The following is a 23,643-nucleotide window of genomic DNA, read 5'->3' on the forward strand; positions in this document are numbered from 1 at the left end:
CATGGTGATTCCTTAAGCAGGCTTGCGGCAGGCCACCATGTAATTCACGTCGGTATCCCGTGCCAGGCGGTAAACCTTGGTCAGTGGGTTGTACACCAGGCCGATGATTTCAGAAAAATCGAGTTTTGCATGCCGCGCGTACTGTGCCAGTTCGGAAGGCTTGATGAACTTCTTGTACTCGTGCGTGCCCTTGGGCAGCAGATTGAGCACATATTCAGCGCCCACGATGGCGAATACAAAACTTTTAGGGTTGCGGTTGATGGTTGAGAAAAACAACCATCCACCCGGTTTGCACAAATCTGCGCAGGCTTGAATGGTTTGAGCAGGGTCGGGCACATGCTCCAGCATTTCCAGGCAAGTCACCACATCGAAGGTAGCTTGTTCTTCACTGGCCAGTTGTTCGGCAGATACCACGCGATAATTCACGTTGTTCACCCCGGTTTCCAGCTTGTGCAGCTCAGCCACCTTCAGTGATTTCTCGGCTAGATCGATACCCAATACGTCTGCACCCCGGCGCGCCATGCTTTCAGACAGAATGCCGCCTCCGCAGCCCACATCAAGTACACGCTTGCCTTTAAGGCCAACGCGCTCGTCAATCCAGTTCAGGCGTAGCGGGTTAATTTCGTGAAGGGGGCGAAACTCGCTGTTGGGGTCCCACCACTTGCTGGCCAGTGCAGAAAACTTGGCAAGTTCGGAATGATCAACGTTATTGGACTCGGTACTGCTCATGGATGATGGCTCTTGGATTGGGTTCAACAGCTTGTAGTTTAACCGATGCCAGAAACAAAAAAGCCCAGCAGGGCTGGGCTTTTTTGATCAGAACCAGAAGGCAGGAATTACTTCATGACTTTCTGTGTTGCGTTGAATTCAATCTCAACGCGACGGTTCTTGGCACGGCCTTCTTTGGACTTGTTGTCAGCCACTGGCTGGCTTTCGCCCATGCCCTTGATCTGGATACGGTCGGCTGATACACCTTTGCTGACCATGTAGTCTTTAACGGCCTGAGCACGACGCTCTGACAGCTTCTGGTTGTAGGCATCGGAACCGATTGAGTCAGTGTGGCCGATCGCGATCACGCTGTTCAGGTCAACTTGACCCAGCTTGGTGATTTCAGCGTCGATACGGTCCTTACCGCCTTGCTTCAGTGTAGCCTTGTCGAAATCGAAGTAGGCGTCAGCTTCCAGGCTTACTTTCGTAATCACTGGAGTTGGTGCAGCAGGAGCTGGCTCAGGAGCAGGTGCAGGTGCTGCAACTGGTGCGGGAGCTGCTTTCTTGGGGATCAGGTCAGGATCGCATTCCTGGATGGCCAAAGCGGCTGTGAAATAGCTGGTGCGAATGCACTCGCCGGAGCCATCTTTAACTACCTTGCCGCTCGCGTCCACTACGTAGCCGGACAGGCCTTCGCCTTTGTCTGTTGTGTGGGCCATAGCGGCTGTAGACGCTGTGCCAATGGCCATTGCCATCAGTACTTGCGTGAGAGTCGACATTTTTTTCATTGTTGCTCCTTGGGTTAAATAGGGGTTCAAGCTGGTTGATAGTTTACAGCAGAGGCTGTCATTGTTATCACCCTCTCAACCAACTTTCTCGACACGAGTCTGCCACACTCGCTGGGTTTTTCGCATGATTTCGCCCACTAATTGTGCCCTTTGTCCCACAAGTTGTTGCGATTGCACAACTTGAACCCCCGCAACCCAAACATGTCTGACATCCCGGGAAGCCCCGCTGTAAGCCAGTTTTGAGATCAGGTTGTGGTTGGGTAGCTGGTGTGCAGCCTCGCCGACCGCCACGGCAATCAGGTCTGCTTGAAGGCCAGGTGTAATCCGGCCAATCAGGTGTTCCGCTCCCAAAGCCTTGGCTGCATTGCAGGTCATGCTCATCAACAGTTGCCCAGCGGGAAAGGCGGTGGCGTCTCCGCTGGCCCCTTTGCATAGCAGGGAGGCCAGTCGACCCTCTTCCCACAGATCCAGTTTGTTGTTGCTTGCCGCGCCATCCGTTCCGATGACCACATTAACCCCCGCCTTTAGCGCAGCTGCCACAGGCGCAATGCCGCTGGCCAGTTTCAGGTTTGAGGCGGGGCAGTGCACCAGGGTTGCACCTTTCGTTGCCATGGTTTGAAGTTCCTGATGGTTCAGGTGGACCCCGTGTATTGCCATCAGGCGTTCGTTAATCAGCCCCAGTCGTTCAAAGCGGTCGAATGGCCGCTCGCCGCTTCGGCTGACTGCGTCGCTGACCTCGCTCGGTGTTTCATGCAAATGGCAGTGCATGGGCAAATCCAGTTCCTCGGCCAACATCGCCATGTGTGAGAAGGTGTCGTCACTGACGGTGTAAGGCGCATGCGGTGCCACCGTCCAGTGCACGGTTTTTTCATTCAGGAACTTGTCGCGCGCGGCTATCCCCAGTTCGATGTATTGCTTGGCCTCCGCCGCGTACCGAGTAGGAAATTCAATAACCGTGATGCCTGCAAACACGCGGGAACCAACGTCAAGCGCAGCTTGAACCACCTGGTCGGGATAGAAATACATGTCATTGAAAGTAGTAATGCCACCTTGAAGCATTTCAGCTGCAGCCAGTACCGTGCCGTCGTACACGAACTCGGCATCGGCAAGTTCGCCTTCCAGTGGCCAGATTCGGGTTTGCAGCCAATCGTGCAAGGCCAAGTCATCGGCAGCTCCCCGCAGCAGGTTCATGGCTGCGTGGCTGTGGCAGTTGATCAGCCCCGGCATCAAAACCTGACCTGGCAGGTCAACGCGCATGGCTTGCGGAAACTGGTTCAGCAGTTCATCACGCGGTCCGACCGCTTCAATCACGTCGTTGTGGATCAAAACAGCGTGGTTTTCCAGCACTTCGGTGGAGTGGTTCAGGCACAGGAGCCATTGGGGGGTCAGCAGTTGCATGGGCAGGGTCACTAGATGATTTGGAACGCACCATTGCGCCCAGTTTCAGCGATTTTGGCTGATACAATCGAAAGCTTGCAAGTGTAGCGCCAAGGATGTGACGCCGCCATGAAAGGCAGTGTCCAGCCCAGTTATTCCTTCAGTCAAATAATTCAACACAAGAAGAAACATGGATTCATTCGCAAAAGAAACACTCCCGATCAGTCTAGAGGAGGAAATGCGCAGGTCCTACCTCGATTACGCCATGAGCGTGATCGTTGGGCGTGCCCTGCCAGACGTGCGGGACGGCTTGAAACCCGTTCACCGTCGAGTTTTGTTTGCGATGCATGAACTGAACAACGACTGGAACCGAGCCTACAAGAAATCAGCCCGTATCGTCGGTGACGTGATCGGTAAGTACCACCCGCACGGCGATTCTGCGGTATATGACACGATTGTCCGCATGGCGCAGGACTTTTCCCTGCGTTACATGCTGGTTGATGGACAGGGTAACTTCGGTTCGATCGACGGCGACAACGCTGCAGCGATGCGATACACCGAAATTCGTCTGGCCAAAATCGCCCACGAAATGCTGCTCGATATCGACAAGGAGACTGTTGATTTTGGCCCGAACTATGACGGCAGCGAACGCGAGCCCAAGGTGTTGCCCGCCCGTTTACCCAACTTGCTGGTCAACGGTTCGTCAGGTATTGCGGTGGGCATGGCCACCAACATGCCGCCACACAACCTCAAGGAAGTTGTTGCTGCCTGCCTGTTTGCAATTGACAACCCTGAATGCACAGTCGATGACCTGATCGAGTTGATTCCTGCTCCTGACTTCCCTACTGCCGGCATTATTTACGGCATTCAAGGAGTTCGAGAAGGCTACCGCACCGGCCGCGGCCGTGTGGTCATGCGGGCAAAAACCCACTTCGAAGACCTTGAGCGCGGCAACCGCGTGGCAATTATTGTTGATGAGCTACCCTACCAGGTGAACAAGAAAAGCCTGCTTGAGCGAATTGCCGAGCTGGTTTCTGAAAAGAAAATGGAAGGCATTTCCGATTTGCGCGACGAGTCCGACAAAGACGGTATTCGCGTCGTCATCGAACTCAAGCGCGGTGAAGTGCCTGAAGTGGTGTTGAATAACCTGTACAAAAACACACAATTGCAGGACACCTTCGGCATCAACATGGTGGCATTGGTAGACAGCCAGCCCCGTTTGCTGAACCTGCGCGACCTGATTTTCTACTTCCTGCGCCATCGCCGGGAAGTCATCACCCGTCGCACGGTATTCGAGTTGCGCAAGGCCCGCGACCGCGGCCATGTGCTCGAAGGTTTGGCGGTGGCTTTGGCCAACATTGACGAATTCATTGCCATTATCAAGGCGGCACCTACGCCTCCTGTGGCCAAGGCCGATTTGCTGGCCCGTGGCTGGGATTCCTCCTTGGTGCGTGAAATGCTGTCGCGCACTGAACTGACTGCTTCAGGTGGTGCAAAGGCATTCCGTCCCGAAGGTTTGCCGGCACGTCTTGGTTTGCAAGATGACGGTCTGTACCGTCTCAGCGAAGACCAGGCTCAGGAAATTCTCCAGATGCGCCTGCAACGCCTGACTGGCCTTGAGCAAGACAAAATCATCAATGAATACAAAGACGTCATTGACCAGATCGCGGACCTGTTGGATATCTTGTCCAAGCCTGAGCGGATCAACCAGATCATCAAAGATGAGTTGACTTCAATTGGTAACGAGTTTTCAGACGAGCGCCGTTCGCAGATCGAATTCAACGCGACCGAATTGGGTACGGAAGATCTGATCACGCCTCAGGACATGGTGGTGACTCTGTCCCATTCTGGCTATATCAAGAGCCAGCCGCTGACTGAATACCGCGCACAGAAACGGGGTGGACGGGGCAAGCAGGCTGCCACCACCAAAGAAGACGACTGGATTGATTACCTGTTTGTGGCGAACACCCACGACACCATTTTGTACTTCAGCAATGCGGGGCGTGTGTACTGGCTCAAAGTGTATGAAGTGCCACAGGGTTCACGCACCTCGCGCGGCCGGCCAATCATCAACATGTTCCCCTTGGCGGAAGGCGAAAAAATCACCGCCGTGTTGCCAGTAAAAAGTTTTGAGGATGAGGACAAATACGTGTTCATGGCCACCAGCCTGGGCACGGTCAAGAAATCCAAGCTGAGCGATTTCTCCCGCCCCATGAAGCGCGGCATTATCGCCGTGAACCTGGATGAAGGCGATTACCTAATCGGCGCTGCCATGACCAATGGCAACAACGATGTGATGCTGTTCAGCGATTCAGGCAAAGCGGTGCGTTTTGACGAGAACGATGTCCGAGCCATGGGTCGAAGTGCCCGCGGTGTGCGCGGCATGAATCTGGAAGACGGGCAAAGTGTCATTGCCATGCTGGTTGCTGAAAACGAACAGCAGTCCGTGTTGACAGCCACTCAAAATGGTTACGGCAAGCGCACGCCGGTTGCGGAATACACCCGCCATGGCCGTGGAACCAAGGGCATGATCGCCATCCAGACCTCCGAGCGCAATGGCAAGGTGGTTTCTGCGGTGTTGGTGAACCCGACTGATGAAATCATGTTGATCACCACCGGCGGTGTGCTGGTGCGCACACGTGTGTCTGAAATTCGCGAAATGGGCCGCGCCACCCAGGGCGTTACCTTAATCAATGTGGATGAAGGCACCTGGCTTTCAGGCTTGCAGCGCATTGTTGAATCGGATGCTGAAGACGTGGTCGATGTCGAAGACATCGAAGCGAGTAGCGAGAGTGATTCGGGTGAAGCACCGGCCACCGAAGAATAAATAAACGATTGATAGTGGTGGGCAAGCATGTCTAGAGTTTGGAATTTTTCAGCAGGTCCGGCGGCCTTGCCCGAATCGGTGTTGCGCCGTGCAGCCGAAGAAATGCTGGATTGGCAAGGCAAGGGCTTGTCTGTGATGGAAATGAGCCATCGCAGCCCCGAGTACACGGCCATCTTTGAAAAAACCCGCAGTGATTTTCGCACTCTTCTGAACGTGCCTGATACGCATGACGTCTTGTTCATGCAGGGTGGTGCCGTGGGCATGAATGCCATCGTGCCCCTGAATTTGCTCAAGGGCTTCGAGCAGGCCGCCTTTGTGAACACCGGCGCCTGGTCTAAAAAAACCAGCAAGGAATTCTCGAAGTACGGTCTTTCCCGCGTGGTGCTTGACAACGCCAATGCCCAAGCTGATGCGTCTTCCGCCTGCTATGTACCTGAATGTGTGTCATTGCTGGAAAGGGTTAACGGTCAGCAAATGGCTTACCTGCACTACTGCGACAACGAAACCATCAGCGGCGTGGAATTCACTGGGCAAATTGAAGCCTTGGCCGATCGGTTCGACTGCCCGATTGTTGCCGACATGTCGTCCAACATTCTGTCCAAGCCGTTGGATGTAGCCAGTTATGGTGTCATCTATGGCGGCGCGCAGAAAAACATTGGCCCGGCAGGTGTAACCATCGCCATCGTGGACAAGGCTCTGTTGAATCGTGCCTTGCCAATTTGCCCGTCTGCATTCACATTTGGCACTGTTGCTGAAAACGGCTCCATGTACAACACGCCACCCACTTATTCCATTTATATCGCCGGCTTGGTGTTTGAATGGCTGATGGAGCAGGGGGGTGTGGCGTGGGCGCAAGCGCAGGCTCGCATCAAGGCAGACCTGTTGTATGACACGATTGATCAAAGCAGTTTGTACAATTGCCCAGTGCGGCAACAGGACCGCTCGCGAATGAATGTGCCGTTTACACTCGCTGATGAGTCGCTGAATTCGAAATTTCTGGCCCAGGCGGCACAGCGTGGCCTCGTCCAGCTAAAAGGTCACAAGTCTGTAGGCGGGATGCGTGCTTCCATTTACAACGCCATGCCGCTGGAAGGTGTTCAAGCCCTGGCTGCATTCATGCGCGAATTTGAAAAATCGGAGGCATGATGAGTACACCCGACATCAATGCAGAACTGCTGAAGTTCCGGGATCAGATTGACAGCATTGACCAGCAAATGCTGGCCTTGCTGAACAAGCGCGCAAGCCTGGCCCAGTCGATTGGGCATGTCAAAGCCAAAACCGATGCACCGGTGATGCGCCCCGAACGGGAAGCTCAGGTGCTCGATAAGCTGAATGCCGCCAACACTGGCCCGCTGAACGCTCAGCACATTCACACCCTGTTCAAGGAAATCATGTCTGCCTGCCGCTCGCTTGAACGGGAAGTGCATGTGGCTTTTCTGGGCCCCTTGGGCACCTACAGTGAACAGGCTGTGTGGTCATTTTTTGGTCATTGCGTACAGGCCGAACCGGTTGAAACCATTGAAGAGGCCTTTCGCCAGTTGCAGGCCCAACAGGTTGATTTTGCAGTTGTGCCCGTGGAGAATTCTGCTGAAGGCTCTGTTGCACGAACGCTGGATGCACTTGTGGAATCCACTGCCCTGGTCTGTGGTGAGGTGCAGCTGCCGATTCACCATCAACTGCTGTGCCAAACGGGCACGCTTGAGGGCATACAGAAAATTTGTGCACACCCCCAAGCCTTGGCGCAATGTCGAAATTGGCTCGCCCAGTATGCGCCCAACATTCAGCAGGAAACTGTGGCCAGCAATGGTGTGGCGGCCAAAATGGCCAGTGAAGACAACTCCGTGGGAGCGATCGCAGGGCAGGCTGCCCGCGAGCATTATGGCTTGAAAGCCTTCCAGGAACACATTCAGGACGACGCCCACAACACCACGCGTTTTCTGGTGTTGGGCAATCAGGTCACCGGGCCTTCCGGGCAAGACAAAACCAGCCTCGTCGCGTCGGTACCCAATCAGCCCGGTGCCGTTTACAAGATGCTGGAGCCTTTCAATGCCGAGAATGTGTCCATGACTCGACTTGAATCGCGCCCCGCCCGCAACGGCCGCTGGGAATACTATTTTTTCATTGACTTGCAAGGTCACCAAAGTGAGCCGGCTGTGACCAAGGCTTTGGACCAACTGAAAAAGAATGCTTCCTTTTTGAAAGTACTGGGTTCTTACCCAGCCGCACAACGCAACTGACCAGCAGCACCATGCAGAAACTGACCGATCAAGCTCCAGAGTTCATTCGCGCCATTGCCCCCTACAAGGCGGGCAAGCCCGTTTCCGATGTGGTTCGTGAACTGGGTCTCGACCCCAACACGGTGGTCAAACTGGCGTCCAATGAAAACCCCCTCGGGCTGGGCGAAAAAGCCAAGGCCGCCATTGCGCAGGCCGCCGCAGACTTGGGACGTTACCCCGATGCCAACGGCTTTTCGTTGAAGGCCAAGCTGGCCAATCGCCATGGGGTTGGGTCGGATCAAATTACTTTGGGCAATGGTTCCAACGACGTGCTGGAACTGGCGGCCAAGGCCTTTTTGACACAGGGTAGAAACGCGGTGTTTTCGCAGTATGCGTTCGCGGTGTACCCCTTGGCCACCCAAGGTTGCGGTGCACAGTCCAAGGTTGTGCCGGCTGTGTGTTACACCCATGACCTGGATGGTTTTTTGAAAACCATTGATGCCAATACCCGGGTTGTGTTTATCGCCAACCCCAACAACCCCACGGGCACCTTTTTGCCCCAGGACAAGCTGTTGGCCTTTTTGAAACAGGTGCCGAAGCAGGTGCTCGTGGTACTTGATGAGGCGTACAACGAATTCCTGCAACCGCAGGATCAATACGACTCGACGCAATGGGTTGGCCAGTTCCCCAACCTGCTGGTGTCGCGCAGCTTCTCCAAAGCCTATGGTTTGGCGGGTCTGCGTGTGGGGTATGCGGTATCCAGTGTGGAAGTCGCTGACCTGATGAACCGGGTTCGCCAGCCTTTCAACGTGAATTCACTGGCCCTGGCCGCAGCCGAAGCCGCTGTAGACGACCACGAGTTTTTAAAGCAAACCTACGATGTGAACCTACATGGGCTTGAGCAAATTCAAGCGGGGCTGAAAGCACTGAATCTGGAATACGTGCCTTCATACGGCAACTTCGTGTTGTTCAAGGCAGGGGCTGGCGCCGATGCTGGCATGAAAGTGTTCGATGCCCTTCAGCGCCTCGGCGTGATCGTTCGCCCCGTGAATGGCTATGGCCTGCCCGAGTGGTTGCGCGTGTCCATTGGTCTTCCCCACGAGAACGACGCATTCCTGAAGGCATTGCCAATCGCCTTGGCGACTTTGCAGGCGTCGTGATGGGAAAAGCCTTGATCTTCAACCGCATGCTCGCGATTGGCGTGGGCTTGATCGGTGGATCGATTTGCCTGGCGGCCAAGAAGAAAGGCCTGGTTTCACATGTATTGGGCTATTCCAGAAAACTGGAAACAGCCCACGAAGCCTTGAAGCTGGGTATTGTTGACGAGTGCATAGCGGGTCCCGGTGACGCCAACCTGCGCAATGTGGATGCCGTGGTGTTGTCCATTCCAGTGCGCCAATACAAGCAGGTATTGACGCAGTTCCTGCCCGTATTGCCACCCAATTGCCTGATTTTCGATGCCGGCAGTACCAAGTCTGATGTGGCGGTGATGCTCAACGAACTTGAGCCGCAGTTTCCCGGTTTGAAGTCCCGTTTTGTTCTCGCTCATCCAATCGCGGGTGGTGAGTCGCATGGCCCTTCTGCCGCTGTGGCCAATCTGTTTGAGGGTCGCAACTGCGTGCTGTGCCCGCTTGAGCAAACCAGTGTTGTGGGGCTGAAGAAGGTTGAGGCTTTCTGGACTGGCATTGGTGCGAAACTGAGCACCATGAATGCGATGGACCACGATGAAATGTTTGGCGCAGTCAGCCATTTGCCGCACTTGCTGGCTTTCAGCTACGTGGCCAGCGTGCTGGCTCACCCCAAGGGTGCCGATTTCATGAAAGAGGGTGGTGCCGGTTACCGTGATTTCACGCGGATTGCTGCCAGTTCGCCGGAAATGTGGGCTGATATTTTTCAGAACAACAGCGCTGCTCTGCTGAATATGCTGGGCGCTTTTGAGGCCAACATCGCAAGTTTGCGCCAAGCGATAGAAAGCGACGATCGCCCCGCACTTGAGCGAATTCTCGGCCAGGCGGCCGACTATCGCAGCCAGTGGAAACAGAACTGATTTTGCCTGCCATTTTGTCGGCATTCCTTGTTTGCATCAGGCAGGCTATTTATTTACGGATATAGAGCGGATACCTTGCCATGTCAGATTTGAATTTAATTGAGTTTCACGCCAGCAGCACACCGGCTTTGTCGGGCTCAGCCCGTGTGCCTGGCGACAAGTCAATCTCCCACCGGTCCATCATGATGGGTTCCATTGCCGAAGGCACCACGGAAGTGGAAGGCTTTCTGGAAGGCGAAGATGCCTTGGCCACCATGAATGCGTTTCGCGCCTTGGGTGTGAACATTGAGGGACCAGACAACGGCAAGGTCAAGGTGCACGGCGTGGGCATGCATGGCTTGAAAGCGCCGCGTCAGGTGCTAGATTGTGGCAACTCTGGCACATCCATGCGCCTGATGTCAGGCTTGCTGGCCGGTCAGGATTTCGATTGCATGCTCACCGGTGATTCAAGCCTGGGCAAACGCCCCATGAAGCGCGTGATTGACCCCCTGCTGTTGATGGGTGCTCGAATTGAATCGCAGGAAGGGGGGCGTCCACCCTTGCACATTCACGGCCGTACCAGCTTGAAAGCCATAGATTACGTATTGCCAATGGCGTCGGCCCAAGTGAAGTCGTGTGTGTTGCTGGCCGGTTTGTATGCCGAAGGCACCACCACCGTGACCGAACCCGCCGTTACTCGCGACCACACCGAGCGCATGCTGCGTGGTTTTGGTGTTGAGGTAGTCACTGACGGGGCCACAGCCAGTGTAAAGGGCGGGCAAAGTTTGAAAGCCACGAAAATCGATGTGCCTTCTGACATTTCCTCGGCCGCATTCTTCATGGTCGCGGCATCCATTGCACCGGATGCGGACATCACGCTCAAGCACGTGGGCCTGAACCCGACGCGCACTGGCGTGATCGACATCCTGAAGCTCATGGGGGCCAACATTGAATTGAGTAACCATGCAGAAGTGGGTGGTGAACCCGTTGCCGATGTGCGTGTACGAAGCGCGGCCTTGAAGGGCATTGAAATTCCTGAAAGCCTGGTGCCTTTGGCCATTGACGAGTTTCCCGTGTTGTTTGTGGCCGCTGCCAATGCCACTGGGCGCACGGTACTCACCGGTGCCGAAGAGTTGCGCGTGAAAGAATCTGACCGTATCGCAGTGATGGCACACGGTTTGCAAAAATGCGGCATTGATGCCGAACCCACAGAAGACGGCATGATCATTCAAGGCTTGGGCCAGGTCGACGGCCTGCGTTACAAGGCCACCAGCATCGAGTCGCAGGGCGATCACCGAATTGCCATGTCATTCAGCGTGGCAGCAATTCGGGCAGAAGGCACCATGGTTATTCACGGTGCCCAAACAGTCGACACCTCTTTTCCCGGTTTTGTGGCATTGGCCAATTCGCTGGGCATGAAGGTTCAATCCGTTCGAAAAGGTTGAACAATGGGCTCTTCCTCCCCCGATTTGCTGAACAAACCCGTCATCGCGATAGACGGCCCAACTGCCTCCGGCAAAGGCACTGTAGCCGCCTTGGTCGCTGACAAGCTGGGCTATCACTACCTGGACAGCGGTGCGATATACCGGGTCTTGGCGGTGGCGGTGGCGCAGCAGGCGCTTGATCCTGATACGCCGGCAAACCTGGCAACCATCATTCCCATGGCTGCCAGCCTGCCCGTGCAGTTTCAGGGTGAGCAAGTGTTGTTGAATGGTCTGGATGTGTCCGATGCCATACGAACCGAACAAGCCGGGGTCATGGCCTCTCGCCTTGCAGTGGTGCCAGAAATAAGGGCCGGCTTGCTTCAACGCCAGCGTGATTTCCATCAAAGCCCTGGCCTTGTGGCCGATGGGCGCGACATGGGTTCTGTGGTATTTCCCGATGCAGTGTTGAAAGTATTTCTGACAGCCAGCGCCCAGGTGCGCGCTGAACGGCGGGTACGTCAGATTGAAAACCGTGGTCAGCAAGCTGATTTTCAGGCCATTTTCAATGACCTGATGGCTCGCGACAAACGTGATTCCGAGCGTGCTGTCGCACCGCTCAAACCTTGCGACGATGCACTGGTTCTGGATTGTTCCAGCATGCCGATTGATCAAGTGGTTGCTACCATCCTGAATTGGGCACGAGAACGCATTTAAACGCTTGATCAGCAAAGACTTTCTTGTTACACTCACACCCCTGATTTGATCGGGCTTCACCCTATCAAGTTATATGCCGTGTTTTTCAATCCCGAGAAGCACGTTTTTGAACTCCGCCTTGCTTCCCGCAGTGGCGTGTTAAATCTCAAATTTATGACCACAACTGAAATTACCCAAGCCCCAGATAGCTTTGCAGCTATGTTTGAAGAAAGCCTGAATCGCAAAGAAATGCGCGCAGGTGAAGTGATCACAGCCGAAGTTGTTCGTGTTGATTACAACTACGTTGTTGTGAATGCCGGGCTGAAATCTGAAAGCTACATCCCCCTCGAAGAATTCAAAGACGACCACGGCAACATCGAAGTCAACGACGGTGACTTCATTTCCGTGGCCATCGAAGCCCTGGAAAACGGCTACGGCGAAACACTGCTGTCACGCGACAAGGCCAAGCGTCTGTCCGCATGGCTGAGCCTGGAACAAGCTCTGGAATCAGGCGAACTGGTTACAGGTACCATCACCGGCAAGGTGAAGGGTGGCTTGACAGTCATGGTCAACAGCATCCGCGCTTTCCTGCCAGGTTCACTGGTAGATGTGCGCCCTGTGAAAGACACCACACCGTTCGAAGGCAAAACCCTCGAATTCAAGGTGATCAAGCTGGATCGCAAGCGCAACAACGTTGTGTTGTCACGTCGTGCAGTGGTTGAGGCCACCATGGGTGAAGAGCGTGAAAAGCTCCTGTCCAACCTGCAGGAAGGTTCTGTGGTCAAGGGCATCGTCAAGAACATCACCGACTACGGCGCGTTCGTGGACTTGGGTGGTATCGACGGCTTGTTGCACATCACAGACCTGGCATGGCGTCGTGTACGTCACCCGTCAGAAGTGCTGACAGTTGGCGAAGAGATCGAAGCAAAAGTATTGAAGTTCGACCAGGAAAAGAACCGCGTGTCCTTGGGCGTGAAGCAGCTTGGCGAAGACCCATGGGTCGGTTTGTCACGTCGCTACCCAGCAGACACCCGTCTGTTCGGAAAAGTAACGAACATCACCGACTACGGCGCGTTTGTTGAAGTCGAGCAGGGCATTGAAGGCCTGGTACACGTTTCAGAAATGGACTGGACCAACAAGAACGTAGATCCAAAGAAAGTTGTTACTTTGGGCGACGAAGTTGAAGTCATGGTTCTGGAAATCGACGAAGACCGTCGTCGTATCAGCCTGGGCATGAAGCAATGTGCAGCCAACCCTTGGGAAGAGTTCTCTACAAGCTTCAAGAAAGGCGACAAAGTATCTGGCGCAATCAAGTCAATCACTGACTTCGGCGTATTCATCGGCTTGCCTGGTGGAATCGACGGCCTGGTACACCTGTCTGACCTGTCCTGGAACGAAACCGGTGAAGAGGCCGTACGCCGCTTCAAGAAAGGTGACGAAGTTGAAGCCCTGGTATTGGCCATCGACACAGAGCGCGAGCGCATCAGCTTGGGTATCAAGCAGTTGTCTGGCGACCCCTTCACTGTATTTGCCTCATCAAATGACCGCGGCAGCATGGTGAACGGTACTGTGAAATCAGTGGATGCCAAGGGTGTAGTAGTTGACCTGGGCGACGACATCGAAGGTTACCTGCGCGCATCAGAAATCTCCAACGACCGCGTTGAAGATGCACGCAATGCCTACAAAGAAGGCGATGCTGTAACTGCCATGGTGATCAACGTGGACCGCAAGGCCCGTTCAATCGCTTTGTCCATCAAGGCCAAAGACCAGGTAGACACAGACGAAGCCATGAAGAAAATTGCTGAAGAAAGCGCAGGTTCTGCTGGTACAACCAGCCTGGGCGCGCTGTTGAAGGCAAAGCTGGGTAACAACCAGTAATCAGTCTGAAGAAGTGGCGCTTCCCATTCGGGAAGCGCTTTTTTATTTTAAGAACAATGACAAAATCAGAACTCATCAACCAGCTGGTCAAGCGGTTTCCCAAGTTGCCTGTGCGCGACACCGACTTCGCTGTTAAAAGCATTCTCGACACCATGACCCAAGCTTTGGCGGATGGTCAGCGTATCGAAATTCGTGGGTTTGGCAGTTTTTCCTTGACCCGTCGTCCTCAACGAGTGGGCCGCAATCCAAAGTCTGGTGAGCAGGTCGTCGTGCCCGAAAAGCGTGTTCCTCACTTTAAGCCCGGCAAAGAGCTGCGTGAGCGAGTTGATTTATACTCCAAGAAAGAGAATTGAATCGACTGTTCTTCGGTGAAGCCTGAGTTGTCACGCCGATGAATGGATCGGTGTTGATCCAACTACACACAGGGGACCACCTTGAAAATAATTGCCTGGGTTGTGCGCATCGCACTTTTTCTTGTCGTTCTCACATTCTCACTTCGAAATACCGAGCTGGTCACCGTGAAGTGGCTACCTGGACTTGAAGTTCAGGTGCAACTGGTCGTGGCCTTGCTGATCGCGCTACTTGTTGGCGCTGTGTTCGCCTGGGTTTGTCTCGTTCCCTCCTGGTTGAAAGCCAAGCGCAACGCCACCGTGGCCACAAAAAATGTGGAACGGCTTGAGCGCGAGCTGAGCCAGCTCAAAGCCCAGTCCAATAACTCCAATACCCCTGTTATCGAAGAGCCATTGCCCCTGTTGTCACTGGGCCCAAGCCATGGAATTTGAAACCTGGTGGTTGATGCTGGTCCCGCTGATTTTCAGCCTGGGCTGGATGGCCGCCAGGCTTGAAAAGCGCTCGGACGCGTCCATGCGCGGCCAAATGCCCGCCTCGTATTTCAAGGGCGTCAATTTTTTGCTGAGCGAACAGCCTGACAAAGCCATTGATGCCTTTCTTGAAGTGGCATCAATCGATACACACACTGTTGAGCTTCACTTTGCGCTGGCCAACCTGTTTCGCAAAAAAGGCGAAATAGACCGTGCCATTCGGGTGCACCAGTTTTTAACCACCCGCGAACAGATCACCCCCGCAGACCGGGAAAAGGCCACCTACGAACTTGGTGTTGATTTCCTGCGTGCAGGCATTCTGGACCGGGCTGAGCAGGCCTTCCACAGCCTGGCCGGAACAGCCATGAAAGCCGAGGCTTCTCGCCAATTGCTTGAGCTCTATGAGCTTGAAAAAGCGTGGGACAAGGCGATTGCGCAAGCTGATCAGCTCCGTGAATACGGCGCTGAAGTGCCGGCGGGTGACATTGCGCATTTTTACTGTGAAATGGCCGCGCAATTCATTGAGAGTGCTGAATTGGATCGGGCCAAAGTCGAGCTTCAAAATGCCCTCTCGACCGACCCTCAGAATGTGCGTGCTTCCCTGCTGCTGGGCGATATTTATTTCACGCAGAATCATTTTGAAGAGGCCATTGGCCAATGGCGTGCGGCGGAGCGACAGAACCCGTGGTACCTGCCCCTTGTGGGGCCCAATATGTGGGCTGCCTACACCAAGCTGGGCCAGCAGGAAGAGGGTATTGCCGCATTGCTTGAGTATTGCACTATGTACCCCTCCATTGATTTGTTGCTGGTGTTGTCTCAGGCAGTCGAAGAAACCAGGGGGCCACAGGCTGCGTTCGAGTTGCTGCGTGAGCAGGTTCGCGCACGTCCCAGCCTTTTGGGGTTGGACAAGCTGCTTGAGCACCAGCTGCGTGGAAAAATGGACGATGAACGGGTTCAAGACCTGCACCTGACCCGCGAACTGATCTCCAAGCACACCCAGCGCCTTGAGCGTTATCGTTGCCAGTCCTGTGGTTTTCAGGCCAAAAGTTTTTACTGGCAGTGCCCGGGTTGCGCCAATTGGGATTCCATCGTGCCGCGTCGCGCCGAGGAACTTGATTTCTATCCGGTATCTGCCAAAAAGGCACCTCATACCCATTAAGCACAGGCTAAGCCATGGTCGACAAATCAAAATTCAAAGATGCAAAAATCCTGGTGGTGGGTGACGTCATGCTGGATCGTTACTGGTTCGGTGATGTAGAGCGGATTTCCCCGGAGGCGCCCGTGCCCGTGGTACTGGTCGGAACCAAAGATGAACGCCTGGGTGGTGCTGCCAACGTGGCCATCAACGCCAGTTCTCTGGGTGCCCAGCTTTGCCTCATGGGCGTGGTGGGCAATGACGAGCCGGGCCACACGGTTGAAAACCTGCTGCAGAAAAGTGGGGTGCGTTCGCGTTTGCTGAAAGATCCGAACTTTCCCACTACCGTGAAATTGCGGGTGATTGCGCGGCAACAGCAACTGGTGCGCATCGATTTCGAAGAAAGGCCATCGCCCGAGCAATTGACCACCAAGCTGGAATTGTTCGAGCAGGAATATGCGAATTACGACGTGATCCTGTTTTCAGACTACGGCAAGGGTAGCCTTGAACACGTGGCCGACATGATCGCGCTGTGCAAGAAGGCGGGTAAAACAACCCTGGTGGACCCAAAAGGCGACGATTACGCCAAGTACGCAGGCGCTTCGATACTCACGCCCAACCGATCCGAATTCAAGCAGGTCATGGGCGGTTGGAAAACCGAAGTCCAGTTGCTGGAAAAGGCGCAGGTGCTGCGCGAAAGGTTGAATCTCGGTGCGCTGTTGCTGACACGTTCGGAAGAGGGCATGACCCTGTTCACCGAGCAGGGCAGTTTCCACGTACCTGCGCAGGCGCGCGAGGTGTTCGATGTTTCTGGCGCAGGTGACACAGTCATCGCCACATTGGCCTGTGCTGTGGGTTCTGGCATGAGCCTGCCCGAGAGCGTGACCCTGGCGAACAAGGCTGGTGGCGTGGTGGTGGGCAAGTTGGGAACCGCCGTGATCTTGCCAGAAGAGCTCCAAATTGACTGAAGGACAAAGAGCATGAAAGTAATTGTGACCGGTGCAGCCGGCCTGATTGGAAGCAACCTGGTAAAGGCTTTGAACGAGCGGGGCATCACCGATGTGCTGGCTGTTGACAACCTGACCAAGGGTGACAAGTTTCTGAACCTGGTGGACTGCGAAATTTCAGACTACCTGGACAAGACAGATTTTCTCGCGCGTATCGAACGCGGTGAATTTGGCAGGTTTGATGCCATTTTCCATGAAGGCGCCTGTTCCGACACCATGGAGCACAACGGCAACTACATGATGGCCAACAACTTCCGCTACACGCAAACCCTGTTTGAGTGGGCGCAGCGCACCGGCACACCATTCTTGTATGCATCGTCAGCTGCTGTGTATGGCGGAAGCACTGAATTCGTGGAAAGCCGCGAGGTGGAAAAGCCGTTGAACGTGTATGGCTATTCCAAATTTTTGTTCGACCAAGTGTTGCGTCGCCAAATGAAAGTTGGCTTGAAAGCACCGGTCTTCGGGTTTCGCTATTTCAATGTGTATGGTGACCGTGAACAGCACAAGGGCCGCATGGCTTCTGTGGCCTTTCACAATTTCAACCAGTTTCGCGAGGGTGGTGCGGTCAGGTTGTTCGGCCCGTATGGTGGCTATGAAGCGGGTTGCCAGCAGCGTGATTTTGTTTCCATCGAAGACGTGGTCAAAGTCAATATGCATTTTTTCGAGCAGGCCAGTACGGCACCTTCCGGTGTTTACAACCTGGGCACCGGACGTGCGCAAACTTTCAACGACGTGGCCCTGACCACCCTGAATACCTTGCGAGCTAACCAAGGCAGCTCAGTCTTGACGCTTGAAGAGGCCGTCAGGGACGGGTTCATTGAATACATCGAATTTCCCGATGCCTTGAAAGGCAAGTATCAAAGCTACACTCAGGCGGATCTTGCCAATCTGCGCGCAGCTGGGTACACCGGCAGTTTCTTCAGTGTGGAAGAAGGGGTTTCGCGATACGTGGGCAGACTGATCAAAAAATATCTGAAAACATGAAACTAACTTGCTAGGCAGGACACTTATTATTGTTGGCTGACTCGGCCTCTTGAACCGGGTCGCCTTTGAAGTGTGGGTAACCCCCATGTTTTAAGGGTAGGCCAACTGCTTGTGGAATCGCATACTTTCCCTCAGGGGCGAGCCTTGCGACCAAGCAAGTGTCTCTGTCTCCTCAAGCCCTTTTAAGCCCGCCACTTGTTGGCGGGCTTTTTTTTGGCCCAGCGGCCACCAATTCAGCTAACAATGCCGGAAAAGTACCATTGAAACACCATGGCCAAAGTGGCCATCAGCCCGGTCATGCCAAAAGCAAGACCAAGGCCGACTGCGATCACCACCGGGCCCGTGGTTTGTTTGGTGTCTGAGGGGTATTCCGGGTTCATCAGTTGGTTGAATTGCTCGTCTTTCATCAGCCCGTATCGCATGGTATCGACCCAACCTGCAAATGCGGAAAGGGGAAAGGTCACCATGTAAATCCAGAACCGTTTTTTGCCAGCGTAGATCCAGTGTCCGCCAATGGCGCCAGTGAACAGGGCAAGCCAGCAGAAAAAAAGCTTGGATTTAAAGGGTTCTTGAGGTGATGCATTCATTTTTTAAAACACTGCTTGTTAGATTGGGATACGCTAGCTATAATAGCGGGTTATCGGATTTCGTGTGTCGAAATCCCAGTGATTCATTCGTTTGCAGTGGCTAAAAACTGTGCTGCACACACTAATTTGATAGAGGAAATTATGGTCGTCATTCGACTCGCACGTGGTGGTTCTAAAAAGCGCCCATTTTATAGCCTGGTGGCTGCTGATTCACGCAACCGTCGCGATGGCCGTTTCATCGAACGCATCGGTTTTTACAACCCGGTTGCTCCTGCTGGTTCAGAAGGCCTGCGCATTGCAATGGACCGCTTGACCTACTGGAAAAGCGTTGGTGCACAGTGTTCTTCCACTGTAGACCGTCTGGTTGGCGAGTACAACGCCAAGCAAGCTGCTTAATAAATTGCCTGGTAACTGGGTGCGCCTGTTCGATTGAGCAGCCTGCCCGTAGCACAGCGCAGATTTGAATACAAAGTCCGTGAATGTTCTCGTTCGCGGACTTTTGTTTTTGACACGTGTACCGATTGGTCTCCAGATAAGCGACCCGAGATATGAATGTTCCTGACGATTTGGTAGAGCTGGGTCGAATTGGCGAACCCTACGGCCTGAAAGGTTGGGTCAACGTGGTGGCGTCGTCCGATGAGCCCGATGTTTTGCTGAAAAGCAAGCAGTGGTGGATTTCGCGTTTGGCGAATACCGAGGGCACGGCAGCAAGCCGGGTGTCAAAGCCGAAACCGGAAGACCTTGTGTTTGAGCCGTTTCGGGTTTTGCAAAGCAAGCCCCACGCGGATCGGGTTGTTGCTCACCTCGAAGGTGTGGAACAGCGGGAACTGGCTGCACAGTTCAAGGGGCGCCGTGTTTATGTGTCTCGCGCGCGTTTTCCTGCCCCGGCAGAGGGCGAATACTACTGGGTTGACCTGGTGGCTTGCCAGGTGGTTAACCTGGAAGGAAAAACGCTCGGCACGGTTGCGCAGGTGGTAGACCATGGCGCGCATCCTATTCTTGTGGTGAAAGGCAGTTCGGAGCAGGAAATTCTCATTCCTTTCGTGGCGGCTTATGTTCTGAATGTTGACATTCAGGCACGGCAAATCAAAGTGGACTGGCAGGAAGATTATTGATGCCAGGGCCCCGCTTCGACATCATTACCCTGTTTCCAGATCAGTTTCCGGCTTTGGTGGAACTGGGAGTGGTCGGGCGGGCCCATAAAAAGCAATTGTTTGAATTGCATTGCTGGAACCCCAGGGACTTCACAGACGACCCTCACCGCACAGTCGATGACAGGCCTTACGGTGGCGGACCCGGTATGGTGATGCTGGCGGAGCCGTTGGTGCGCTGCGTGAAGGCGATTCGTGATGCAAGGGGTGACCAGGCGCCGCTGATTTTCCTGACACCTCACGGACCTCTGCTGAAGCAGGCGGATATCCGCGCCCTGTGCGCCCAGGATCAGGGGGCCATTTTGTTGTGCGGCCGCTACGAAGGCGTCGATCAGCGTTTTATTGATGAGCACGTGGACCAAACCTACTGCCTTGGCGATTTTGTGTTGTCTGGCGGCGAACTGGCTGTGGCTTGTTTTGTTGATGCATGGGTACGTTTGCTTCCTGATGTCTTGAATCATGCCTTGTCGGCCACGCAGGATTCATTTGAAAGTGGTTTGCTGGATTGTCCACACTACACCCGCCCGGAAGTTTTTGAAAATAAAGCAGTTCCAGAGGTGCTTTTGTCTGGAAACCATGCGAAAATAGAAAGTTGGCGTTTTGAGCAAGCGAAAGCTTACACAGAACGCTTTCGACCTGACTTGATGAAGAACTTGCCCGAAATTGATACGAAAGCGTCAACTAAAGGCAAACCGAAAAAGCAGGTTTAGTTGGGTGAGTACAAGGGTGAAGCAATGTACAAAGGCAGGTTTGCCTTTTCAATGTTTCAAACACACTCACCTTTTATTGTTTCATCCTCTGGCGGTACACGACCTGTTTTTGGGTCACCAATGGCCGTGAATGATGACTTGGAGCCAAAAATGAATTTGATTCAGCAACTCGAGCAGGAAGAAATTGCTCGTTTGAATAAAGAAATCCCTGATTTCGCACCGGGTGACACTGTGATCGTTAGCGTTCGCGTAATCGAAGGCACACGTTCACGTCTACAGGCTTACGAAGGTGTGGTGATTGCCCGCCGCAACCGCAGCTTGAACTCCTCTTTCATCGTTCGCAAGATTTCATCTGGCGAAGGTGTTGAGCGTACATTCCAGTTGTACTCTCCTTCAATCGAGAAAATCGAAGTGAAGCGCCGCGGTGATGTTCGCCGTGCGAAGTTGTACTACCTGCGTGACCGTTCAGGCAAGTCTGCACGTATCAAGGAAAAGTTGCCCCAGCGCGCGCAAAAGAAAGCCGCTGAATAAGCCGCTTTCCGCGTGCCCGGCCTCGCGGCAGGGTGACTCTGAAAAAGCCAGTTCATTTGAACTGGCTTTTTTTATGGCCCATTGGCAGTACCTACTTGGGGCAGTACTTACTTGGGCAGTGTTCAGTTAGGTAGCGTTCACTACGGTTGTAACTACTTCCACAATTTTTTACTTCGGCAGTTTTTAACTTAACCACCACGGTGTTTCTTCGATCCAACGCTGAATGTGTCTGCGGGTGTTTTCAGCGTCCATGGGCATTTGCTGCGCAATGGCGCGGGCTTTTTCAAGCAAGTCCTTGTCGACCATGGGGTCGGCATAGCGCATCATGGGCAAGCCTGATTGCCGTTTACCCAACAATTCACCGGGGCCACGAATCTCCAGGTCTTTTTCTGCAAGATAAAAGCCGTCGTCACTTTCATGCATGGCTTTCAGACGCATCTTGGATGTGTTGGACAAAGGCCCGCCATACAGCAGCACACACACACTTTGAACGCTGCCGCGGCCGACACGCCCGCGCAACTGGTGAAGTTGCGCCAGGCCAAAGCGCTCGGCCTGGTCAATGACCATGAGGCTGGCATTGCCCACATCCACGCCCACCTCAATCACCGTGGTCGACACCAGTAAATCCAGTTCTCCCGCCGAGAATGCGGCCATGGTGGCCTGTTTCAGCTTGTTGTCCTGCTTGCCGTGCAGCAGGCCGATTCGCCTGTTCGGCAATTGCTCGCACAGGTCGGTGTAGGTGGCTTGTGCTGCCTGCAGGTCCAGGGTTTCGCTTTCTTCGATCAATGGGCAAACCCAGTACGCCTGCTGGCCTTTGTCAATCTCGCCTTCAATGGCGGCAATCAGTTGTTCACGTTTTTTTTGCGATAACAACTTGGTGATGATGGGTTTTCTGCCGGGTGGCTTTTCATCCAGGCTGGATACCGCCAGGTCGGACAGGTAGGTCTGCGCCAGTGTGCGAGGAATGGGTGTGGCGCTCATCATGAGTTGATGCGCCAGTTGGCCGTTGTTCGCCTTCGCGATCAGGGAAAGTCGCTGTGCAACGCCAAAGCGGTGCTGTTCGTCAACCACAACCAGGGCCAGGGCCTTGAATTCAACATGGTCTTGCACCAAGGCGTGGGTGCCGATGACGACATCGATTTCGCCACTGACCAGTGCTTGCAAGGTGCGGTCCTTCTCGCTCTTTTTCATCGCGCCCTGTAGCTTGGCACACCGCACGCCGATGCTTTCAAACAGGGGGGTGAGCTTGTGGTGGTGTTGCGCTGCCAACACTTCGGTGGGCGCCAGTATGGCCGCTTGTTTTCCGTTTTCAATGGCGCGTAGGCAGGCCAAAGCCGCCACCAAGGTTTTTCCGCTGCCCACATCGCCTTGCAGCAGGCGTTGCATGGGATAAGGCTGGGCAAGGTCTTCAAAGATTTCAAGACATGAGCGGCTTTGTGCGCCGGTCAGTTCGAATGGCAACTGGGCAATGAATTTTTCAACCAACCCGGCTTTGAGCTGTTTGAGCGGACTTGCTTTTTCCAATGTGCGCTGTTGCCGGTATTCCCGCAGCAACAGTTGCTGGGCCAGCAATTCATCCACCTTGACCCGTGTCCATGCCGGGTGCGTGCGCAAATTCAGATCATAAAGGGCTTCAGGTTTGGCTTGTCCATGCAGTGTTTGTAAAGCCAGTGGCCAGGCCTGCAGTTTGTGTTTTTTGCACAGGCTGGCGGGCAATGTGTCGATAAAACAGGCGGCTGGCAGTTTTTTCATCCACCGGTGCCAGTCGCTTTGTTTTAGTTGCCCGGTGCTGGGATAGACCGGCTCAAGAACTGCATTGGCTGAGTGTTTGGCCGGAATGTCTTCCTGCGGGCTTGAAGCGTCTAAGGGATTGGTAGCACCTGCGGGTGCGATTTTCACCGTGGGGTGCACCATTTCAAAGGTACCGAATCCCTGGCGGATTTGCCCGCTGATTTGGATTCGAGTGCCCTCGCTCAACTTTTGCTGCAAGCCTGGGTAGAAATGCAGCCAGCGCAGTAGCAGCGTGGTGTCGCCGTCCTCTACCCACACCTTCAGCTGTTTTCTTGGGTGATATTGAACTTCCGACCCCACCACTGTGGCCAGCAGGTTGACTTTTTTACCTGGTTCCAAGGCATCCATTGCAGTGATGGACGCCTTGTCTTCAAAGCGCAGTGGCAGGTGCAGCGCAAGGCCCATCCAGTGGGGGGCATGCAAAACACTTCCCACTGCATCAGCAATGGCGGCGGGCAGTGGCAGCAGCTCTTCGAAGCTGGCTTGGTGTGGGGCTGCTGCGGTCAATGGTGTAGTGAGTAGATGAGTGGGCTGTCTGGGTCAGAGTGCCAGAATGGCTTCGACTTCAAATCGTGCGCCTTTGGGCAAGCTGGCCACGCCAACGGTGGAGCGCGCTGGGAAGGGGGCCGACACATATTCCTGCATGATGGCGTTGACCTGGGCGAATTCGCTGAGGTCGGTCAGGAACAGGGTGAACTTGACCACGTTGGCCAGGCTGCCGCCCGCTTCTTCTGCCACAGCTTTCAAGTTCGAGAATGCCTGGCGGGCCTGTGCCTCGGTGGATGTACCCACGAGTTCGCCGGTGGCGGGGTTCAGGCCGATCTGGCCAGATGTGAACACCAGGTTGCCCAGTTTGATGGCCTGGCTGTAAGGGCCGATTGCGGCGGGTGCATTGGGGGTGGAAACAACGGTGGCTTGTGTCATGTTGTGTCTTGAAAAGGTTGGGTGAATGGGTCTAAAAGCGCTCAGTTGCAATGATAACGCGGGTC

23 protein-coding genes are annotated in these 23,643 nt (G+C 54.3%); 17 read left to right on the forward strand and 6 right to left on the reverse strand.

Translation table 11 applies throughout. The features are described 5' to 3' along the window. Positions 1 to 12: 12 nt before the first annotated feature. The 3 genes from ubiG to RGQ30_RS04210 form a co-directional block, all read right to left on the reverse strand. Positions 13 to 729, reverse strand: coding sequence for a bifunctional 2-polyprenyl-6-hydroxyphenol methylase/3-demethylubiquinol 3-O-methyltransferase UbiG (gene ubiG, locus RGQ30_RS04200; RefSeq protein WP_130558183.1), 717 nt, complete (start codon positions 727 to 729; stop codon positions 13 to 15). A gap of 107 nt (positions 730 to 836) precedes the next feature. Continuing rightward, positions 837 to 1,496, reverse strand: coding sequence for an outer membrane protein OmpA (gene ompA, locus RGQ30_RS04205; protein ID WP_130558182.1), 660 nt, complete (start codon positions 1,494 to 1,496; stop codon positions 837 to 839). A gap of 75 nt (positions 1,497 to 1,571) precedes the next feature. Further along, positions 1,572 to 2,894: an amidohydrolase family protein gene (locus RGQ30_RS04210; RefSeq protein ID WP_130558181.1), complete on the reverse strand. Its 1,323-nt coding sequence runs from the start codon at positions 2,892 to 2,894 to the stop codon at positions 1,572 to 1,574. Between the two features lie 169 nt (positions 2,895 to 3,063). Here RGQ30_RS04210 and gyrA point away from each other — a divergent pair, with 169 nt between their 5' ends. The 13 genes from gyrA (at position 3,064) to rfaD (ending at position 17,884) form a co-directional block, all read left to right on the forward strand. Then, complete coding sequence (gyrA, locus tag RGQ30_RS04215) at positions 3,064 to 5,700, forward strand: DNA gyrase subunit A (RefSeq protein WP_130558180.1); 2,637 nt, start codon at positions 3,064 to 3,066, stop codon at positions 5,698 to 5,700. A 27-nt stretch (positions 5,701 to 5,727) separates the two neighbouring features. After that, complete coding sequence (gene serC / locus RGQ30_RS04220; protein WP_130558179.1) at positions 5,728 to 6,846, forward strand: 3-phosphoserine/phosphohydroxythreonine transaminase; 1,119 nt, start codon at positions 5,728 to 5,730, stop codon at positions 6,844 to 6,846. Then, complete coding sequence (gene pheA / locus RGQ30_RS04225; RefSeq protein ID WP_130558716.1) at positions 6,846 to 7,937, forward strand: prephenate dehydratase; 1,092 nt, start codon at positions 6,846 to 6,848, stop codon at positions 7,935 to 7,937. The genes serC and pheA overlap by 1 nt, the downstream gene beginning before the upstream one ends. Before the next feature lie 11 nt (positions 7,938 to 7,948). Beyond that, positions 7,949 to 9,076 carry a histidinol-phosphate transaminase gene (hisC, locus tag RGQ30_RS04230; protein ID WP_130558178.1) on the forward strand — a complete coding sequence of 376 codons (1,128 nt, stop codon included), beginning with the start codon at positions 7,949 to 7,951 and terminating at the stop codon, positions 9,074 to 9,076. Continuing rightward, positions 9,076 to 9,963: a prephenate dehydrogenase gene (locus RGQ30_RS04235; RefSeq protein ID WP_130558177.1), complete on the forward strand. Its 888-nt coding sequence runs from the start codon at positions 9,076 to 9,078 to the stop codon at positions 9,961 to 9,963. The genes hisC and RGQ30_RS04235 overlap by 1 nt, the downstream gene beginning before the upstream one ends. An 80-nt stretch (positions 9,964 to 10,043) precedes the next feature. Further along, positions 10,044 to 11,387 (forward strand): 3-phosphoshikimate 1-carboxyvinyltransferase, encoded by a 1,344-nt coding sequence (gene aroA / locus RGQ30_RS04240; RefSeq protein WP_130558176.1) that lies wholly within the window; start codon positions 10,044 to 10,046, stop codon positions 11,385 to 11,387. Between the two features lie 3 nt (positions 11,388 to 11,390). Further along, on the forward strand, positions 11,391 to 12,080 hold the full coding sequence (cmk, locus tag RGQ30_RS04245; RefSeq protein ID WP_130558175.1) for a (d)CMP kinase: 690 nt from the start codon (positions 11,391 to 11,393) through the stop codon (positions 12,078 to 12,080). 153 nt (positions 12,081 to 12,233) lie between these two features. Then, positions 12,234 to 13,937 carry a 30S ribosomal protein S1 gene (rpsA, locus tag RGQ30_RS04250; RefSeq protein WP_130558174.1) on the forward strand — a complete coding sequence of 568 codons (1,704 nt, stop codon included), beginning with the start codon at positions 12,234 to 12,236 and terminating at the stop codon, positions 13,935 to 13,937. A gap of 56 nt (positions 13,938 to 13,993) precedes the next feature. After that, on the forward strand, positions 13,994 to 14,290 hold the full coding sequence (locus tag RGQ30_RS04255; protein WP_130558173.1) for an integration host factor subunit beta: 297 nt from the start codon (positions 13,994 to 13,996) through the stop codon (positions 14,288 to 14,290). A gap of 81 nt (positions 14,291 to 14,371) precedes the next feature. Beyond that, positions 14,372 to 14,719, forward strand: coding sequence for a LapA family protein (locus RGQ30_RS04260; protein WP_130558172.1), 348 nt, complete (start codon positions 14,372 to 14,374; stop codon positions 14,717 to 14,719). Beyond that, complete coding sequence (lapB, locus tag RGQ30_RS04265) at positions 14,709 to 15,917, forward strand: lipopolysaccharide assembly protein LapB (RefSeq protein ID WP_130558171.1); 1,209 nt, start codon at positions 14,709 to 14,711, stop codon at positions 15,915 to 15,917. Before RGQ30_RS04260 ends, lapB begins: the two co-directional genes overlap by 11 nt. Positions 15,918 to 15,931: 14 nt before the next feature. Continuing rightward, complete coding sequence (gene rfaE1, locus RGQ30_RS04270; RefSeq protein WP_130558170.1) at positions 15,932 to 16,861, forward strand: D-glycero-beta-D-manno-heptose-7-phosphate kinase; 930 nt, start codon at positions 15,932 to 15,934, stop codon at positions 16,859 to 16,861. A gap of 12 nt (positions 16,862 to 16,873) precedes the next feature. Continuing rightward, positions 16,874 to 17,884 (forward strand): ADP-glyceromanno-heptose 6-epimerase, encoded by a 1,011-nt coding sequence (gene rfaD, locus RGQ30_RS04275; protein ID WP_130558169.1) that lies wholly within the window; start codon positions 16,874 to 16,876, stop codon positions 17,882 to 17,884. Between the two features lie 233 nt (positions 17,885 to 18,117). Here the strand turns inward: rfaD and RGQ30_RS04280 are convergent, their stop codons facing one another. After that, complete coding sequence (locus RGQ30_RS04280; RefSeq protein ID WP_130558168.1) at positions 18,118 to 18,471, reverse strand: TM2 domain-containing protein; 354 nt, start codon at positions 18,469 to 18,471, stop codon at positions 18,118 to 18,120. Positions 18,472 to 18,612: 141 nt separating this feature from the next. Between RGQ30_RS04280 and rpsP the strand changes: the two genes are divergently transcribed. The 4 genes from rpsP to rplS all read left to right on the forward strand — a co-directional run bounded on the left by rpsP (position 18,613) and on the right by rplS (position 20,863). Next, positions 18,613 to 18,867, forward strand: a complete 255-nt coding sequence (gene rpsP, locus RGQ30_RS04285) for a 30S ribosomal protein S16 (RefSeq protein ID WP_130558167.1) — start codon at positions 18,613 to 18,615, stop codon at positions 18,865 to 18,867. A 152-nt stretch (positions 18,868 to 19,019) separates the two neighbouring features. Continuing rightward, on the forward strand, positions 19,020 to 19,586 hold the full coding sequence (gene rimM / locus RGQ30_RS04290) for a ribosome maturation factor RimM (RefSeq protein ID WP_130558166.1): 567 nt from the start codon (positions 19,020 to 19,022) through the stop codon (positions 19,584 to 19,586). Next, a complete protein-coding gene (gene trmD, locus RGQ30_RS04295; protein ID WP_130558165.1) occupies positions 19,586 to 20,332 on the forward strand; it encodes a tRNA (guanosine(37)-N1)-methyltransferase TrmD in 747 nt (248 codons plus the stop codon). Before rimM ends, trmD begins: the two co-directional genes overlap by 1 nt. A 150-nt stretch (positions 20,333 to 20,482) precedes the next feature. Continuing rightward, positions 20,483 to 20,863, forward strand: coding sequence for a 50S ribosomal protein L19 (gene rplS / locus RGQ30_RS04300; protein ID WP_130558164.1), 381 nt, complete (start codon positions 20,483 to 20,485; stop codon positions 20,861 to 20,863). A gap of 183 nt (positions 20,864 to 21,046) precedes the next feature. Here the strand turns inward: rplS and recG are convergent, their stop codons facing one another. Beyond that, positions 21,047 to 23,161 (reverse strand): ATP-dependent DNA helicase RecG, encoded by a 2,115-nt coding sequence (gene recG, locus RGQ30_RS04305; protein WP_338284789.1) that lies wholly within the window; start codon positions 23,159 to 23,161, stop codon positions 21,047 to 21,049. 33 nt (positions 23,162 to 23,194) lie between these two features. Then, positions 23,195 to 23,578 (reverse strand): RidA family protein, encoded by a 384-nt coding sequence (locus RGQ30_RS04310; RefSeq protein WP_130558163.1) that lies wholly within the window; start codon positions 23,576 to 23,578, stop codon positions 23,195 to 23,197. Positions 23,579 to 23,643 lie beyond the last annotated feature (65 nt).

Source organism: Limnobacter thiooxidans, assembly GCF_036323495.1.
GTDB lineage: Bacteria > Pseudomonadota > Gammaproteobacteria > Burkholderiales > Burkholderiaceae_B > Limnobacter > Limnobacter thiooxidans.

Bases quoted from the DNA above. Each gene is read 5' to 3' on its own strand.
- ubiG (WP_130558183.1), bottom strand. From the start codon at position 729: ATGAGCAGTACCGAGTCCAATAACGTTGATCATTCCGAACTTGCCAAG.
- ompA (WP_130558182.1), bottom strand. From the start codon at position 1,496: ATGAAAAAAATGTCGACTCTCACGCAAGTACTGATGGCAATGGCCATT.
- RGQ30_RS04210 (WP_130558181.1), bottom strand. From the start codon at position 2,894: ATGCAACTGCTGACCCCCCAATGGCTCCTGTGCCTGAACCACTCCACC.
- gyrA (WP_130558180.1), top strand. From the start codon at position 3,064: ATGGATTCATTCGCAAAAGAAACACTCCCGATCAGTCTAGAGGAGGAA.
- serC (WP_130558179.1), top strand. From the start codon at position 5,728: ATGTCTAGAGTTTGGAATTTTTCAGCAGGTCCGGCGGCCTTGCCCGAA.
- pheA (WP_130558716.1), top strand. From the start codon at position 6,846: ATGAGTACACCCGACATCAATGCAGAACTGCTGAAGTTCCGGGATCAG.
- hisC (WP_130558178.1), top strand. From the start codon at position 7,949: ATGCAGAAACTGACCGATCAAGCTCCAGAGTTCATTCGCGCCATTGCC.
- RGQ30_RS04235 (WP_130558177.1), top strand. From the start codon at position 9,076: ATGGGAAAAGCCTTGATCTTCAACCGCATGCTCGCGATTGGCGTGGGC.
- aroA (WP_130558176.1), top strand. From the start codon at position 10,044: ATGTCAGATTTGAATTTAATTGAGTTTCACGCCAGCAGCACACCGGCT.
- cmk (WP_130558175.1), top strand. From the start codon at position 11,391: ATGGGCTCTTCCTCCCCCGATTTGCTGAACAAACCCGTCATCGCGATA.
- rpsA (WP_130558174.1), top strand. From the start codon at position 12,234: ATGACCACAACTGAAATTACCCAAGCCCCAGATAGCTTTGCAGCTATG.
- RGQ30_RS04255 (WP_130558173.1), top strand. From the start codon at position 13,994: ATGACAAAATCAGAACTCATCAACCAGCTGGTCAAGCGGTTTCCCAAG.
- lapB (WP_130558171.1), top strand. From the start codon at position 14,709: ATGGAATTTGAAACCTGGTGGTTGATGCTGGTCCCGCTGATTTTCAGC.
- rfaE1 (WP_130558170.1), top strand. From the start codon at position 15,932: ATGGTCGACAAATCAAAATTCAAAGATGCAAAAATCCTGGTGGTGGGT.
- rfaD (WP_130558169.1), top strand. From the start codon at position 16,874: ATGAAAGTAATTGTGACCGGTGCAGCCGGCCTGATTGGAAGCAACCTG.
- RGQ30_RS04280 (WP_130558168.1), bottom strand. From the start codon at position 18,471: ATGAATGCATCACCTCAAGAACCCTTTAAATCCAAGCTTTTTTTCTGC.
- rpsP (WP_130558167.1), top strand. From the start codon at position 18,613: ATGGTCGTCATTCGACTCGCACGTGGTGGTTCTAAAAAGCGCCCATTT.
- rimM (WP_130558166.1), top strand. From the start codon at position 19,020: ATGAATGTTCCTGACGATTTGGTAGAGCTGGGTCGAATTGGCGAACCC.
- trmD (WP_130558165.1), top strand. From the start codon at position 19,586: ATGCCAGGGCCCCGCTTCGACATCATTACCCTGTTTCCAGATCAGTTT.
- rplS (WP_130558164.1), top strand. From the start codon at position 20,483: ATGAATTTGATTCAGCAACTCGAGCAGGAAGAAATTGCTCGTTTGAAT.
- RGQ30_RS04310 (WP_130558163.1), bottom strand. From the start codon at position 23,578: ATGACACAAGCCACCGTTGTTTCCACCCCCAATGCACCCGCCGCAATC.